The 16,614-nt window shown below is 53.6% G+C and carries 13 protein-coding genes; 2 read left to right on the top strand and 11 right to left on the bottom strand.

All coding sequences use genetic code 11. The features are described 5' to 3' along the window. Positions 1–56: 56 nt before the first annotated feature. Complete coding sequence (locus tag ACQYWX_RS09225) at positions 57–1,421, bottom strand: DEAD/DEAH box helicase (protein ID WP_431688570.1); 1,365 nt, start codon at positions 1,419–1,421, stop codon at positions 57–59. A 342-nt stretch (positions 1,422–1,763) separates the two neighbouring features. Here ACQYWX_RS09225 and ACQYWX_RS09230 point away from each other — a divergent pair, with 342 nt between their 5' ends. Next, positions 1,764–2,330, top strand: a complete 567-nt coding sequence (locus ACQYWX_RS09230) for an outer membrane beta-barrel protein (protein ID WP_164887222.1) — start codon at positions 1,764–1,766, stop codon at positions 2,328–2,330. Positions 2,331–2,636: 306 nt separating this feature from the next. Here the strand turns inward: ACQYWX_RS09230 and ACQYWX_RS09235 are convergent, their stop codons facing one another. The 6 genes from ACQYWX_RS09235 to ACQYWX_RS09260 form a co-directional block, all read right to left on the bottom strand. Next, positions 2,637–3,029, bottom strand: coding sequence for a hypothetical protein (locus ACQYWX_RS09235; protein ID WP_216737157.1), 393 nt, complete (start codon positions 3,027–3,029; stop codon positions 2,637–2,639). 178 nt (positions 3,030–3,207) lie between these two features. Then, positions 3,208–4,590 carry a cytochrome B6 gene (locus tag ACQYWX_RS09240; RefSeq protein ID WP_431688571.1) on the bottom strand — a complete coding sequence of 461 codons (1,383 nt, stop codon included), beginning with the start codon at positions 4,588–4,590 and terminating at the stop codon, positions 3,208–3,210. A gap of 73 nt (positions 4,591–4,663) precedes the next feature. Next, positions 4,664–4,933, bottom strand: coding sequence for a LysR family transcriptional regulator (locus ACQYWX_RS09245; RefSeq protein WP_127969502.1), 270 nt, complete (start codon positions 4,931–4,933; stop codon positions 4,664–4,666). A gap of 353 nt (positions 4,934–5,286) precedes the next feature. Continuing rightward, on the bottom strand, positions 5,287–6,309 hold the full coding sequence (locus tag ACQYWX_RS09250; RefSeq protein ID WP_431688572.1) for a hypothetical protein: 1,023 nt from the start codon (positions 6,307–6,309) through the stop codon (positions 5,287–5,289). Positions 6,310–6,345: 36 nt separating this feature from the next. Beyond that, positions 6,346–7,902 carry an MBOAT family O-acyltransferase gene (locus ACQYWX_RS09255; RefSeq protein WP_431688573.1) on the bottom strand — a complete coding sequence of 519 codons (1,557 nt, stop codon included), beginning with the start codon at positions 7,900–7,902 and terminating at the stop codon, positions 6,346–6,348. Between the two features lie 406 nt (positions 7,903–8,308). Continuing rightward, entirely contained in the window at positions 8,309–10,324 is a 2,016-nt protein-coding gene (locus tag ACQYWX_RS09260) for a BACON domain-containing protein (RefSeq protein WP_279502338.1), read from the bottom strand. Between the two features lie 699 nt (positions 10,325–11,023). Between ACQYWX_RS09260 and ACQYWX_RS09265 the strand changes: the two genes are divergently transcribed. Continuing rightward, the gene (locus ACQYWX_RS09265) at positions 11,024–11,956 is read left to right on the top strand and encodes a glycosyltransferase family 2 protein (protein WP_431688574.1); all 933 of its coding nucleotides are present in this window, start codon (positions 11,024–11,026) and stop codon (positions 11,954–11,956) included. 95 nt (positions 11,957–12,051) lie between these two features. Here the strand turns inward: ACQYWX_RS09265 and ACQYWX_RS09270 are convergent, their stop codons facing one another. From ACQYWX_RS09270 to ACQYWX_RS09285, 4 genes are all read right to left on the bottom strand, one after another. After that, positions 12,052–13,446, bottom strand: coding sequence for an oligosaccharide flippase family protein (locus ACQYWX_RS09270; protein WP_431688575.1), 1,395 nt, complete (start codon positions 13,444–13,446; stop codon positions 12,052–12,054). A gap of 64 nt (positions 13,447–13,510) precedes the next feature. Next, on the bottom strand, positions 13,511–14,455 hold the full coding sequence (locus ACQYWX_RS09275; protein ID WP_431688576.1) for a polysaccharide pyruvyl transferase family protein: 945 nt from the start codon (positions 14,453–14,455) through the stop codon (positions 13,511–13,513). Next, entirely contained in the window at positions 14,455–15,441 is a 987-nt protein-coding gene (locus ACQYWX_RS09280) for a glycosyltransferase family 2 protein (protein WP_216737149.1), read from the bottom strand. Before ACQYWX_RS09280 ends, ACQYWX_RS09275 begins: the two co-directional genes overlap by 1 nt. Positions 15,442–15,571: 130 nt before the next feature. After that, complete coding sequence (locus tag ACQYWX_RS09285) at positions 15,572–16,603, bottom strand: glycosyltransferase family 2 protein (RefSeq protein WP_279502333.1); 1,032 nt, start codon at positions 16,601–16,603, stop codon at positions 15,572–15,574. Positions 16,604–16,614 lie beyond the last annotated feature (11 nt).

Consider the following 16,614-nt stretch of genomic DNA (forward strand, 5'->3'; position numbering starts at 1 on the left):
GGGAGTCGGGGCTTACTGTTACAAGTCAGCCCCGAAGTCTGAGATCTAAGAAGCGACTAGTTACCCTTGGCCTCTTTGCGTGCCGCAGGTCTCCCAGCGCCGCCAGCGCCTCTTCTGCGTTGTCTGCGAGGCGCGTTTGTATTGTTTCTCGCTGCGCCGTCTTGTCGAGGACCTTTTTTCTCGCCCTTTCTATCTTGACCGCGCTGATCCCCATTTTTGGCTACTTTAGGTTTCTTCGGCTTGCGCGCCTTCACGGGCTGAGTCGGCAGACGCGACTCCGGCAGCCGTTGTTCAGGCTCAAATCCGTCGATTTCTTCGCGTGGCAGGCGCTTTTGAATCAGTCTTTCGATATCGGCGAGTAATTTGAACTCGTCCGCACTGACCAGCGATACTGCTTGTCCTTCCGCGCCGGCGCGGCCGGTGCGTCCGATACGGTGTACATAATCTTCCGCTACTTGGGGCAGATCAAAGTTCACGACCTGCGGTAATTGATCAATGTCGATGCCGCGCGCAGCGATGTCCGTCGCCACCAGAATCTGTACGCTTCCCGCTTTGAAATCCGCAAGCGCTTTGGTTCTGGCGTTCTGACTTTTGTCGCCATGGATGGCGGCGGCATTGATGCCTTTGGCGCTGAGTTGCCGCGTCAGGCGGTTGGCGCCGTGTTTGGTGCGGCTGAATACCAGAGCCTGATCCCAGTTATTGTTGCGGATGAGTTGCGCCAATAGTGCGGACTTCTGCTTTTTATCAACCGGGTGAATCCACTGCTTGACCGTTTTGGCCGTGGTGTTGGGCGGACTCACGGAAATCTCCACCGGATTGTTAACCAGATCCTTCGCTAACTTGCGAATATCGTTAGAGAAGGTGGCGGAGAACATCAGGTTTTGCCGACGCTTCGGCAAAATGTCCAGAATCTTGCGAATATCGTGGATAAAGCCCATGTCCAGCATGCGGTCGGCTTCATCCAGCACCAGCACTTCCAGATCCTGAAAGCGCACGGCGTTTTGATTGTACAGGTCGAGCAGGCGTCCAGGCGTCGCCACCAGCACGTCTACACCGCGACGCAAGCGCATCATCTGCGGATTGATTTTTACCCCGCCAAAAACCACGGTGGAGCGCAGAGGTAATTTGCTGCTGTAGAGGGACACGCAATCGCCGACTTGAGCTGCCAGCTCCCGCGTCGGCGTAAGGATCAAGGCGCGAGCCTGGTTAGAGCGCGCCCGCTCGCCTTTAGAGAGGCGTTCCAAAATGGGCAGCGTGAAGGCGGCGGTTTTGCCGGTTCCCGTCTGCGCGGCCGCCATGACGTCTTTGCCTTCCAGTACGACAGGTATCGCCTTCAGCTGGATGGGGGAGGGCGATGTGTAGCCTTGTTCAGAAATAGCGTCGAGAATGGGGGCGGACAAGCCGAGGGAGGCAAAGCTCATATAGGATAACTTCTTCTTGCTGATACAGTGTTGGAGCCAGCCTCGCTGGCGGATGTGCAGCTTACAGTAAGCGTTCGCTCAGGACCATCATTTGAGCAGAGGACATGCCCCGATTGACAAAGGTCTCGATAAGTTATTTTAACGTTGTTTCCTGGGCTCTAACCCAGGAATAGCCGGGTGTGCTTCGTTCTCATCTCGCCGGGGCGTACGTAATTTACGCAGGGGAGCGTAGGTAAAATACAGTAACGGTGGCGCCTGTGGCGTTAGGTTAAAATGCTGTGCTTAATGGAGCGTAGACCGCCAGGTCTTTGTATTGATTGTATTTTTATGTTGAGGATGTTTATGTCTAGATCCACAAGCGTGGTTTTCGCCGTGGTTATGTCTTTAAGTTCAGCTTGTGCAAACGCATACGAGCACCAATTAGGCGCTTCTCTGGGTTTTGGCGATACCCGTGGTGACAACTCTGATGTCGGCTTTCATGTACAGCTGAACTATAGCTACTATTTCCATCCGTCTCTGGCGGTGGAAGCTACTTGGTTCGCCCAGCAAAATATCACTTCAGGCTTTACTTCTTATATTGGCAGCCTTGGTGAGTATACCGAATCTACCGAATATGATGGCTTTGCTCTGAGTATCAAAGGCGAGACGGCGCTTTCAGAGAGATTTAATGCATTTGCCAAAGTCGGCGGCGCTTACACTGATTATGGCGTGAGTATCGACTATAAGGATCGCGATAAGCAGGATGAAGACAAGACATACACTGGCGTGCGTCCGTATGGTGGTTTGGGTCTCAACTGGAAGAGAAAAGAAGGCGGTTTCGGGGTGACGATTCTGGAATATCAATATATAGGCTTGCCTAAAGGCTCGCATTCTAACGTCTTTCTTACCGGCATTACGTACTCCTTCTAGCACTTTTCTTTTCCGTAGTCGCTTTAACTCATGCCCCAATGAGCGAGTCCGTTGACTTGCGTCTGCGGGGAGCCGACTGCGTCCTGTAAAGGTAGAGTCTGGCGGCCGTTTAGAGCAGTATGCTGAGCGTGCAAATACGCTCATGCCTTAACGGCCGCGATTTATTTTTAATGTAAGTCATACCGGATACAAACCGGCATTGTGTGACGGTGGGCGACTGATTTATCCCGGAATTTCGTAGGGCGCGCGCCCTGTGGGCGAAAAGCGCTAAAAAGAAAGGGATCGAACAGAAGTGCTGTTAACCGCTTAGCGACGGAATGTCGCCTGGCTTTCGGCGTCGTGGTTGCTCTCGTCTTTCGATTTCAGACAGAACTCGCCGCCGCCTTCGAATCTGATTTTGATTCTGGCGTTTTCACAACAGATATCTTTGATAGTCTTGGATTTGATGTTGAAAAGCGATGCATAGTCGACTTCTCTTTCGCCATCGCCTGGCTTATCGTCAAAATCTTCCCACTCTTCCCAAAAACCTTTGCCTTCATCCAGGAAAAAGCGGAACCAAAGCTTGTGGTCTGTTTTCAGGTTGAGTAGAACCGGCGTATCGTCGGCGCTGTTGGCTTCCAATAAAGCCTTAAATTCTCGTACTTTATAACCATTCAGTTTTTTTACGCGGAAGTGGGTGTCTTGGAATTCTCTTGCCATATAGGTGTGGTGTCCACGGTGGGTTAATGAGAGGGAGGGGGGTACTGTACCCCTCATCGCAGGCCAGAGTCCAGTTATAACCGCCTCCGCGCTGAGATTACCCACCGTAAACACTCTTATATGGCGGAGGCGTTAGCCCTATAAACCATTGATCGGTTAAGCGAAAACCGCAAGGTTCTTACAGGGTGTATAAAAATGCAGTCAAATCCTGTTTTTCCTGCTTGTTCAATTTAACGCCGAGCACCAGGTTGAAAAACTCTACTGTGTCTTCCAATGTCAGCAGGCGGCCGTCGTGCAGGTAGGTTGGCGAATCTTTTATGCCCCGAAGCGGAAAGGTCTTGATGGGGCCATCAGCGCCAGCGAGCATGCCATTGATCATCTCTTCGTTGTAAAAGCGCTCTACTTTAAGATTGTGCATCAGATTGTCGGTGTAGTAAGGCGGAACATGGCATGCCGCGCACTGGCCTTTACCGAAGAAAATTTCCTGTCCTCGCAGTTCGGACTCCGTGGCCTTGTCAGGATTGAGCTTGCCGAATAGGTCCAGTTTGGGCGCAGGAGGAAAATCCAGTAACGCCTGAAACTCGCCCATGAAATGAACCTGGCTGCCTCGTTCCAGAATATTGACGCCTTTCTTGGTGGCGATGACCGGGTCGCCATCGAAATAAGCGGCGCGTTGCTCGAATTCGGTGAAATCTTCGACCGTCTTCAGCGCGCGTTGCGATCCAAACAGGCGTTGTACATTGACGCCGCGCAGGCTGGGCGTGTTGATACGGTGGCGACGCTCCTGCGGGCGTATATCTCCGACCAAGTGAGTGGCGTCGTTGGTATGCCCGTTGGTATGGCAGTCAAAACAGGCGACGCCCATGCTGGGTTGAGCGGAACGTCGATCCGTTGTGGCGTTGAACTGTTGTTGTGGAAAAGGTGTGACTAATAAACGCAAGCCTTCCAGCTGCTTGGGGTTGAGGACGCCGGAAAACATTTCGTAGTAATTCTGCAGGGTCACCTCTTCGCCATGAGAGACATCTCCAAGGTCCGGGCGGGTGGTGAGATAAATGGGCGCAGGAAACTCCGGTAGAAAATGAGCCGGCATGACGAAGTCCAGATCGAAACGCGTTAGATCTCGACCCTCCTGCTTTTTAATTTCATCAATATGAAACTGCGGAAACAGCATGCCACCTTCACTGTGATTCGGATGCGGCAGCGGTAGGAATCCTTTTGGAAACACGCCTTTCTGTTTGATCTGCGCCGGCGTCATCGTGGTGAGCTGCTCCCAGGTCACACCATTGGCCAGCTTCACCCGCACGCCCGTTTGCACTGGCTTGCCTCTTGACATGGTTATCTCAGAAGACGGTTTGTCCGCCAGATCGTAGCGTTCTTCCAGCAATGTTTTATGACGTGCGACGACTTGATCCTTAGCGCCTTCCATGCGTTGTTTGACGCTGTCGAAGGACTCTGAGTCCACGACTGGCGCATATGAGTTTCCGACCGCAGCGTTTAACGGTGAGGCCAAAGCTAAGGTTAAAAGGCTCGCGGCAAAGGCGAATCCATTGTGTTTTTTCATGACTTATCCCCTATCCAAACCAGTGAAAGCCAGTCTACACATTGCCCCTAAATCGCGTGATTGATTGTCTAAATTACCGTATTGCGCGCAGGTCTCTGGACAGGCTGCGTATCTGTTCCGCCGCCGCTAACGCCTTCTGCGCAAGACGCACAATCTCTTTGCCTTCCGGTGTGATTTCCACTAAATGCCGGTTACGTCGGAATATCTGGACGCCGAGGTAATCCTCGCACTTTTTCAACTGAATACTGAGAGTGGATTGCGTGACGTGACAGCGCTCTGCTGCGCGATGAAAGTGTAATTCCTCTGCGACCGCTACGATGTAGGCCAGTTCCTTCAGCGTCATCAGGAGCTCCTTTTTTTGTTATAGGGTGTGGCGACTTCCGCGCCGCTGGTGTGACTGCGGCAGAATAAAAACAAACGGCGGCGTATCAGGCACAAGATTAAAGTCGTTAAAAAAGAGGCTCCAATTGATTGCGCATAGCCTGAGAATAGGTTTTTTAAATGGAACTAATCTGCGCTGGTCTAATATCGGGTGGAGTGACACGGCTCAGATAGCCATGTCGCTATGCATTCATACTTTTGATGGATTGTTTGGCGGATAAGGCGGAGGGTTGTGACCGTAAGTAATCAAGCTTCTCTCCGGCTGCATGAAGCGAGCTACGCAGCCAAAGAGAAGGGGGGGAATAATAGGGGGGCTTATCCGCCTTGTGCGGCGGAGAAATTGATGTGCTCTTGCTTGAGTGCGGTGATGAAATCCTGGGTACGCTTTTTAATTGAGGCGTAGTCCAGATGATATTGCGTGTCATAGAAGGCAGTGGTGGGATACAGGCCCAACTGCGGCTCGCCAATCATCTGTACGCCCAAGTTGGCGTAAAACTCTTTAATCTGCTGAAAGCCGGATGTCTTGCGATACTCGGGGAAATCAATGGTGTTTGGCCAGGTGGCGTAAACCTTGATGTTGTTGGCCTTGGCGTATTCAACGAATGCTTTGATAGCCTGTGCGCCCCGGGATTCCGTATCAATACCAATATTCACCGGCTGATACAGGGACAACCGGCGCTTCACTTTGTCTGAAACGGCGGGAAAACTTTCCGGCAGTCTGTCGCCATGCTCGTTGGAGTCGAAGGTATTAAGCGATTTGTTCTCTTTAGAGGCAAAGCGCCAAACATCAACAATCCGGGTGAGGTCTGTGGCCATCAGTCCTTCGACAATCTCCGGCAGCGGCTTCTGTTTGAACCAGGTCGCTGCGCAACCCAAGCCGTAGTTCAGCTCAATAGGATTCCAGCTATCGTGCTTATACTGGGGATACTCAAACGCCAGTAATGCGGTGTCTCCGGGCTTCAGCGCGCGCTTGGCTTCACTCAGCGTGAGGTCTGGACCCATGGAGGCTTGCAGGCCGAAGTTCAGCGCATTGAGACTGAGTTCGTCGCTTAGCATTTGCGCGGAAAATCCGGCGCGTACGCCGGAGCCTCCGATAAGCAACAGATTGGGTCCTTGCATGCGCTCAGCCAGGTCTATGCGGGCGTTCACTTGATCGCACAGTGTCTGCGAAGATGCGGTCGGACGGCCGATCGTGCTGGCTGTAATCGCGGTGTTTATCGCCATCAGGGCGGCCGCGGTCGCCAGCGCGCCGATAATAAACTTAAGCGGATTGCCGCGCTCCTGTTGCGAATCAGTTTGTACGTGCGAGCCTGGTGTCTCGTTACTCATCTTGGTCATGATTTACGTCGTTTCCGTGTTACGAGTCCTGATGCTTTAAAACTGGAAGTAAAGGAATTCTGTTTCCGCTGCCGCGTTGATGGCGCGCAGGGAAATATACAGCAGCACGCCTACCACGATGGAACTCCACGCCCGCATACTGACCAGCGATGGCAGGTAGCGGCGCGGCGCCGGCAAGGATCTTTCGATCTCGTCGAAATCCGCTGTGGGACGCTCCGAGCGCAGCAGCTCCAAAGTGCTGGGCGCAAAGAACGCGATGACGGCGGCGCCAAACGTCCAGATCAGTCCCATGTAGAAATCCGTGCGGTAGTTTTCGGCGAACAGGAAAACGGAGTTCTGCAGTCCCAATGCTTCAACCAGCGGGCGGAATTCTTCCGGCGCGGAGAGGCCGTGGAAACCGAACATGGCGTTATAGAACGCCATGGCGGCGTCAAAGCTTTCTGCGCGAAACACCACCCAGGCGATAACCACGGCGAAGAACGTGATTGGCAGAGACAGGTTGCTGATCAGGCCTTTCAGCGGCTTCAGCATCGGTTTGTCAGCAATGGCGCGCCAGCCGTGGTTGATCATCAGGTAGGAGCCATGCAGGCCACCCCAGATGACGAAAGTCCAGGAGGCGCCATGCCAGAGTCCGCCCACCAGCATGACAATCATCAGGTTGATGTAGCGGCGCCAGCGTGATACGCGTCCTCCGCCCAGCGGGAAGTAGAGATAGTCCCGCAGAAACCGCGATAAGGTCATATGCCAGCGACGCCAGAAATCGATAATGGAGCGCGACTTGTATGGGGAGTTGAAGTTGGCGGGCAGTTTCACCCCGAACAGCATCGCCAGGCCGATCGCCATTTCTGAGTAGCCGCAGAAATCGAAGTAGATCTGGAATGTGTAGGCGAGGGCGGCGGCCCATGCGATGAAGAAGTGAATATCTCCCCCCTCGGTAGCCCGGGCGAAGAATGGCGTTGCGAATGCGCCCAGGGGGTCGGCGATCATGGTTTTCTTCGCCAGACCAATAGCGAATATCGCCAGACCGACGGCGGCGAGGCGCATTAACTTGTCATTGGACGGCGGCGCTTCGAACTGGTTCATCATTTCCTTGTGATGAACAATGGGGCCGGCGATCAACTGCGGGAAGAAACTCACAAACAGGCCATAGCGGGCGGGGTCGGTGGCTTCATCGCTGTCGCTGCGTGCGACGTCAACCAGGAAGGCGATCTGCTGGAAGGTATAGAAGGAAATACCAATGGGCAGCGCCAGTTTCGGCCAGTCCAGCTCAATGCCGAACAGGGCTTCGATATTGCCTTCGATGAATCCGAGGTATTTGAAAACGGCCAGCAACCCCAGGTTAAAGCACAGGCCGACCACCAGGTCGCTGCGTTGCTTGCGGGTGCGTATGCGTTCGGCAATCCACAAATTGGTCGCCAGCGAGCCGATCAGCAACGGCAGATAACGCCACTCCCACCAGCCATAGAAGCCGAGGGAGAGAATAAACAGAACTATAAACGCCGGGCGTTTCCCCAGCGCTCTACGCGCCAGATAAAACAGCAACAACGACAGGGGCAGGAATACAAATAAAAATTCGTTTGAATTAAATAGCATACTTAAATAACGTCCCTGCATTATTTAATTGGGCGCAGGCAGAAACAATAGCAAATTCAATCCATAAGAAGCCGCCGTCAAAACAAGGTTTGATGGTTGCGGAAGTTGGATTAAATCCTGGTGTTGTTCTGATTGAGCAGAGCGCCGCCTGTTGCTCCGCGCCTTATGAAATTAATAACAAAGTGTCCGCTTTTCCCCTTGTGCGGCGGCGTGAGGAATGCGTCACGGGCGTTAGTTTACGAGTAGATTGCTGCAATAAAAAGACCATTAGAGACAAAAGTCCTCTCACTTATCAAAGAGTGAGAAGACTTTCATAATTAAGCGTGCAATCAGGGCGCATTTTATATATTTAACGCCCTGTTTTGGTTCGCAAAATTTATATATTAAAAGTTGTTAACTTGTCATGTTAATCCGCATATACAGAGACAGGAATTGAATAGCCGTCATCAAACTTGATAATGATGGCGCCGGCTCTGGAATCGGAGCCCCCCATCTTTTGTGAATCAATGCTGATTTCCAGCTCTTTGGTTCCATCCCCGGATATCGTTCCATTCGACGGCGATACTTTTATCCAGTCCGCGTGCTGATTGATCAATACTTTGAAGTCAGTGTCTGAACCGCTGTTGCTGAGCTTGATGGTTTGGGCTCCGGGAGACTGGGCGTCCAGATCCACGCGATAGGCATCCGACGTGATTTTGATTGGGCGCACCGGGATCATTTTCGCCACGCCGTACTCGAAGGCGCCGATATCCGGGGCGGTCCCGACCACTTCGTTGGAGTAGTTGGCGATATATGTTCCTTTGTCGATGGCTGCGCTTTCTTCCAACAAATTGAACTTGCCTGCAGGCGCGTCACGGAAGTGCGGCGTTTCATTGGTTACGCCGTTCTCCTCCGCGCCGCCGTAGGCTTGTACTACGGCCGTCGCCGCCTGCGTGCTGTAAAGCAGGTCGAAATCGAAGTCGGAACCGGGCTCCTGCGCAATATCGCGAATGCTGTACTGACGCTCTGACCACCCGGCGCTGCTGACCAGCAGATTGTTGCGAGTGACGGCGTTGAAGGCGCGATCGCCGGAGTAACCGGTGCCGTGCAGGCTATTGGCCTTGGCGTAGACGGTATTGTGGAACAGGTAGGTTGTGCCTTCCGGTTTGACCGTCAACCCGCCCGCTTTGAAGGCGGTCCAGGCCATGCCGCGTTCGTCCCCCAGGTCGTGGATCAGGTTGCCGGCGATAAAGCTGGGTCCGCGCATGTTGGGAGCGATACTGACACCGTTGTAACCGGCTTCTAAACGATTGCCGTAAAAGCGCACATTGTGCTGCCCGCCATCCAGCTCAACCAGGTCGTCGTTACTGAAAGCGAAATAGTTGCCGTAAATATCGCTGTCGCGAATAAAGCCTCCGTCCCGGGAGCCGTTGGAGCGGCTTTCCACTACATCATTGAAGCGGTGTTTGTCGCCGCCGACAAAGTCGTTGTAACGCAACACGACTTGTCCGCGGTAAGCCGGTTCGGAATGCTTAGTGGAGATCAGGTAGGCATTGGGACCGGATGGATGTCCGAACTCCCAGGTGTTGGCGCCGGTTCTTGGGTCATGCACATAGCTGCGCTCGACGACGACAACGCCAGTTGATTCCAGCCAGAACGCGGAATCATAATTGATGGGGTCATCATCGCTGGGTTTCTCATAAGAGATACCGTCGTTAACCGCTCCGGAAGTGCGGCCCCAGCCAGCGACGTCGAGATTGCGGAAGCGCAGGTGATGAGCTTTCAGGCTGTGGATGGCATGCAGTCTACCGCCTTTGACTTTCAGGTTTTCAAACATCACGTAGCTGGCGCCGCCGATTTTAATGGCGGTGTAATTGTCGTAACCGCCATCAATCACGGTTTTTCCGTCGCCGACAATTTTGGCCCATCCATCCGCTGTCCCAGAGATATTGAGCGCTTCCAGATCCAGCATGCCCCCATCGTAGATGTCCGCAATGGAATACACCTTCTCCGGATTGATGGGCGGGTCCGTTGGCCAGGTTTTAAACTCCGCCTGGAAGGATTGAATAACCGAGCCGTTTTCCAGCAAAGATACCTTTACCTCATACTCGGTATTTTCCTCCAGACCGATAATGCCGCCGGCAAGCGCGTCATCGGTAGGGTCCGCAACGAGAGAATAGGCGTCATGCCAGTTCCCGTTTCCTTTCTTGCGGTAGTACACCTTGTTATTCATTTGTTGTAGATCGGTGCTGCCGTCCAGAACCAGACTGACGGATTCCAGCAAAGGGGTTGCGGTAATAGTCGCATCCAGTCCGGCGGAGGGCGGCTCAAGGTCGTCGATGACGACAGGAGGGACGGTTTCCTTGTCCGTCGATTCATCCTGGAGTGGTGGCGATGCGCAGCTTGTACAAATGGCTGCGATGTAAAACAGTTTCAACAACATACTTATACCGCGAAAACGATGTGAATTTATCGTTTGACGGAAGGAGCTGTTTACTCGATGTCTCATGATCAAATATCCCTTTATGCCGAAGCTGGCGGTCGGAAAGACGGCCGGCTCCCTGGTGAATGTATAAAGCCGGGGTTGAGCCCGGCTTTCATTGGCGGAACGATCAAACAGGAACCGGCTGGTTCCCGACTTACCTGCAAAAACAGAACCTTCAGTCAATATAGGACGCCAAAACCTGATTTTCCACGAGACAACATTAACAAGGAGCTTAATGCGCGACCTATCACGCCAGCCATGTGGCGGGCGTCAACCGACAGGGGCGACGAGTACAACGAAAAAATCTCCGGCGCGGTATCATGTATGGCGTTTTTATTGCTTCGGTAATTACTATAAGCCATTGATAAAAATGCTTAAATTTCCCGCTTGGCATAGTCCTGGCCAGTAAGCCTAGGGTATAAGGCTTGTTGAAACTTAAATTTATGTAAGAGAACCTATGCGCATTTTGCTTAAGAGCCCCAAGCCCGCCGCGCCAATGCTGGATTTTCTAATGTTTCACTTGTTAATAGACACCATGTCGTCACTTTTTTACGCGAAATGAAACATTAGAAAATTATCGTTAATGCACTTAAAGTGTGCCCCATTCGACAAAACTGCATTCCGGTAAAGCATGAATTACGGAAACGAGAGAGCTGCATGAGTAAGGAAATATCCGCCGCTGATATCAGCGTTATTATTCCCATCTACAACAGAGCCGATAAGCTGAGAGAAGCTCTTAACTGCATTTACAAGCAAACCGTCCTGCCCGGAGAAATTGTGGTGGTGGATGACGGTTCGAAAGATGACCCGGAAGCGGTCGTAAAAGAATTCAATGATCCGCGCATCAAGTTCAAGCGTCAGGAGAACGGCGGTCCCGGCGCAGCGAGAAATGCCGCGATGGCGATGGCGACCGGCCGTATTCTGGCGTTTCTGGATTCCGACGACGATTGGCTGCCGGCTAAGCTGGAGATGCAGATCGCCAAGTGGAACGAATTGGTGCGGGAAGGCAAAGATTGCGTGATGCTGGATACCTTTACGTCATCGTCATGTAACGGTGTGGTGAAGTGGCATAGAAAGCTCGTGAAGACGGGCCCCAGCTTTGAGGGCCTGATTCTGGAGAACACCATTAACGGCACCTCCAGCGTGATTTGTGAAAAAGACCCTGTGCTGCAGGTCGGTGGATTTCCCGAGACTTATCGTTTTGCGGAAGACCGGTTTGTCTGGCTGGCGCTGGCGCGTGCGGGCGGCTGTTATACCGTCCCGGAAATTCTGGTGATCAAAAACCACGAAGGCGACAACCTCACTGACGATATGGAGAAAAACCTGCAGCACAAGCTAGAGTTTATTCGTCATGTGGAGCGTGAATTCCAGCTGCCCAAGAAAGAAGTCGCCAAGATGAAACTATGGATGTTCGCTGACTTTTTAATGGCGTATCGCCGTCGCGGCAACTATGTGAAGTCGGCGGAAATGGGTGGCAAGATGTGGGCATGTGGAGATCTGCACCTTCTAGCTTCGCACCCTAAGGCACTGGCGGCCATGGCTCTGGTGATGGGGCGTCAGAAACTGCTGGCGATCACAGGCAAAAGTTAAGCGCCGACTCGCTACTCAGGACGACTCAAGACCCAAATAAAAAGCCGTTCCGGATTGTCCCGGAACGGCTTTTTTGTATCCCTTGAGCGTGATCGTTAAGACTTCATCAGGAAGGCTTTCAGATCGGAGACCCAGGTTTTGTGCAACAGCGTATACATGGTCAGATAGGTCATCATGCCGATGGCGATAATGGTGGCCGACAATAACGCTGGATGCAGTGTGGAGTAATAGGTGACGAAAGCGTAGACGGCGCCGACCATACAGGTGGCGGCGACGATGCTTTTGTACACTGTCCGCAGCCACTCGCTGGGCTCGATATGCAGCGCCTTCTTCAATCCAATTACTTTTGCCGGCGAGGCGATCAGTGTATGCACGATAAAGGCGCAAGCTCCTGCGAGGGCGCCCATTTCCGCACCCATAACTGCCGTAAAGACCAGGGCGGAACCGGCGGCGATCAACTCAGACGGTAGCGTCAGTTTGTTCTTGGCGACCGCCGTCAGTGCTGTGGGAACATAGATCAGCGTGTTGCCCACCGCCGCCACCAGCGCCAGAATCTGAATCAGCGGCGCAGCCGGACGCCACTCTTCACCGAACAATGTGGGAATCAGGTACGGCGCCACCAGGGCCAGTCCTACGAACATCGGCAATACGATGAAGCAGGTGGTGAGAGTGGTGAAGCAGAACATTTTCTGCAAATTGGGCAGATCATGCTGATTTCTGGAGAACGCCGGGAGGGCGTAGCTGAGCAAGCCGCCATAAATGGCGCTGCGAGGCATGTCTATCATTCTGCGGGCGAGACCGTATACGCCTACCGCCGCAGAACCGGCGGTGAGGCCCAGAATAATCGCGATGCCTCGGTTCATGGCGTCCCAGCTGGCGCCTCGCAACGCCAGCGGCCAGCCGACGGACAACAGCTCTCCAAACACGGACATGCGGAACTGGGAGCCAATATGCAGCTCACTTGTACGCATCATGATCACCAAGCTTACCAGGGCCATAATGACGCTCTGGACGATAATGGCGAAGCTACCGTATCCGGTCCAGGCAAGAGTCAGGCCCACTGCGGCGCCAATGAGCTTTCCGCCCATGGTGCGTTTCGCCAGAGACTTGAACTTGCCCTTGCGGCGCAGGTCCGCGACATAGATATGGCCGGTGGTCAGCAGGGGAATGTGCAGCACGGAGATGAACATCAGCCATTGGAAGCGTACGTCGTCGCTGGCGAACAGACTCCCGATCATGACGGCCGTGGCGGTGACCAGACTCACCACTAATCCGCCCCAGAAGGCGGAGTCAAAGTGAGCGGCCTGAACATCGTTCTGCCGCACCAACGGGTCTTCCAGAAAAGCCACATAAATAACGCCGATGCCTTGTCCAATGGAAAGGGCGAACAGCGCCAGACCCAGCTCACCGGGTCCCAGCAGCTTGGCGTAGATGAAGAAAGTGAAAACGGAAATGAGTACGATGCTGAATTTTTCAACGAAAACCCACATCAACTTCCATGCCCGATGGTTTAACACACTATTGACTCCGTATTACAAACTGACGAAAACGCCATTACACCAGCCAACAACGCACGTAGCGGTCGATTTTGTTGTAACAGTTATCCGATAAAAGCACCGGTCTGCCTAACAGCAGAGCCAGTATTGCACCATGCAGACGATCCGTATCGACCTGTCCATAACTCTGGTAAAAATTCACGGCCTTATTGATCAAGGCGTCGCTGAAGCGCACCCACAGCGGCGACGTGAACAGATTGACGTCGTGCTTACGCTCCAGTCCTGAAACGCGATTGAACAGACGAAACTTCTTCATATCCATAGAGGTGTACAAGGAGTTCCAGTCGAAAGCGTCCGCCGCGGCTGCGCTGGATACGGACTCGCAGTCCTTGCGGCGGAACATCAGCGTGCGTTCGGGCATTTGCTGCGGCCAGGTCCACTCGTCGATCAGCATGGTGGCCAGATCCGGAGCCATGAACAGCTGCTCCGGCTCCAATGCCTGCGCCATGAAGTTAAAGGACTCCTGATCGCGCACATACATTTTGAGGTTCTTATGCTCGCGATACAGCGCGCAGTTTTGCAGGAACTTCTCAGGCTCATTGAAGTGCACGGACTGCGGCATGATGAGGATAGGGTTGTTGGGAAACTGTTTAATTACTTTTTCCCGCAACGCCTGGTGAATACTGTAAATGTCGCCAAAGTTGCCGCCGCCATGTAACAACAGCACTCGATCCTCTGGAATGCGCGTGCGGAAAAAGCGGTCGGCGTTGCTGGTGGAGAAGCTCATTTCCACCTGCGCGCCCAGTTCCTCCAGCAGCGTCAGCGTACCTTTGTAAATCAATAGGTCGCCCAGGTTCAGGTGCAACGGATAATCCAGATAGACAACTTTCTTGCCGCGCAGCTCCGAGCCGAAGGTTTCAAGTAACTGCGCTTTCAGTTCGCGCCAGCGCGCCCGGTTAGGTTGCAGTGAATTGATTCCGGTTGGCTCCATCATTTGTCCCATTATTTGCTCTCCGCTGCTTGCTGGCCCGGCGCCACGCCGGCCTTCTTGAACCGATGTCGAATACGACGCCATCTGGATACGCCCTGGTTCTGGGAACAGGAGGCGATATAGGCTTTGGACGCGGGCGTTGACGCGACGCCGGGAAGTTTCCAGGAGGCAATGGCCTGCGGCAGCATGCCTAACCCCTGCATGAAGCCGACGGTGGAGTCGAGGATCAGTCCGGCGCGTAAGCCTTTGTATAACGTAAGCAGTGTGCCCAGGCACAACGAGGCGAATGGTGTTCTGAATTTAACGTCCATATAGAAACGGTTGCGCACATGGAAACGCCAGCGGGGTCCGTTCCAGTTGACCCGACGCTCCGCGGCGACCTTGTGACCGATCACCACTTCTGGCGAATAGCGGATTTTGTAGCCGCAGTTGATCAGCTTACGCGACAACTCCGCTTCTTCCTGCAGGAAAAACAGCGAGTCGTCGTAGCCGTTTACCTGATCGAACACGCTACGGCGAATCATGTGTCCCGCGCCAACGAAATGCGTGGTATAGAATGGTTTGTCGCCCCATTCGTGGGCGTTTTGGGTATAGCTCCAGCTGCTCAGGTCCTCGCAGCGGGTGCCAAAACGCAGAATGCGAAAGCCAATGGCGGCGAGATCTTTTTGTCGCTCCATGATTTCAACCGCATTGGCGATTTGGTGTTCGTCGGTGAACTCCGCGTCGTTGTCCAATGCGACGATATAGTCGCCGTTGCCCTGAAAGGCGGCCTGATTGCGTCCGCCTGGAACACCCAGATTGTTAACGTTGCAAACGAGGTCCACGTTCGGATATTGGCGGCAGAATGCGCGCAATTGATTCAGGCTCTCTGTTTTTGAGCCCTGATCCACAACGATTACGCGTAGCTCCACGCCGGTTTGCGTCAGTGCGCTGGCGATCGCGGCTTTGGTGTCTTCCAGCCGGTCCCAGGATAGTATGGTTATGTCCACTGTCGTCATAAGTCGCCCAGCTCCATGGTGTGAGGTTGTCTAAAATGTTCAAGCGGAACCGCCTTTTTGCAGGCATTCCGTATACCAGGTTTCTCTACGCTGATTTGCTTTTGTTGGCTTCGATGCGTCATGTTTACGCTCAACTCAGCTGCGCCGAACGTCGCGCGCGTTTCGTCGTTAGGCTCTGCAATGCAGTGATTCCAATACGCGCAGTCATTTTCCAGTTGCGTTTACTGGTCAGCCCGGGCAGGCCGCTGTAAAAGGCCGAAGCGGCTTCCTTCCAGCGCTGCTCCCGCAATCTGTTGCGGCACAGAGATAAGTAGTAGTTGGCGTATCTTTCTTTCAGGGGCTCCATTGGCACCCCTAACTTTCTGGCGGTGGCCAGATGTTTAAACAACACGTTGATGGTGTCGGTATAGAATCGGTCGGATTTAACGCTGGTGATATTGTCGCCGTGATGCACGTAGGTATAGGCGATGCCTTTGGAGCAGCCAACCCGGCCTTGCTCAGAGATGGTCATCCACAGGTCGTTGTCTTCTGCGAACACCAGTTCGCTATCGAAGCCGCCGACTCGTTCCAGTAGCGATCTGCGCACCAGCACCGCTTGCGTGGCGGCGAAGCCCAGGCCGTACAGAGCTTGCAGGAAGGGGCGCTGACGATAAGTCCAGCCGTCTGGAAAGGTTTGCTCGACAGCTCCCGCGAGACGCTGGTTAACGCTATAGGCTTTGAAGAACGACGAATGTTTCACAACCTCGTTCTCCATGACCTCGTAGTCGCTGATCACCAGATCCAGACTGACGCCCTGGGCTGCGCACTGTTCCAGCAGTGCGATCTGACGCTCCAACTTGGTGGGCGTCCAGCGATCATCGGAGTCGAGAAACGCCACCCATTGCCCCCGCGCCAGTTTCAGGCCGCTGTTGCGAGCAAGGGAAGGGCGCCCGGAGTTTTCCTGCAGGTGGTAACGCACGCGCGTATCCTTCGAAAAGCCGTTGACGACTTCCGCTGAGCGGTCCGTAGAGCCATCGTCGACCACAATTAACTCAAAGTCGGCGAAGGTTTGCGTCAGCACGCTCTCTATCGCCTGAGCAACCGTTTTTTCCCGGTTGTAGACGGGCATGATGACGGAGACCAGTGGCGCTTCTGCGGTCATGTCGGAGTTTGCTGTTGTCACGATAGTATTCC

The organism is Hahella sp. NBU794 (assembly GCF_050749805.1).
In the GTDB taxonomy this organism is placed as follows: Bacteria; Pseudomonadota; Gammaproteobacteria; order Pseudomonadales; family Oleiphilaceae; genus Hahella.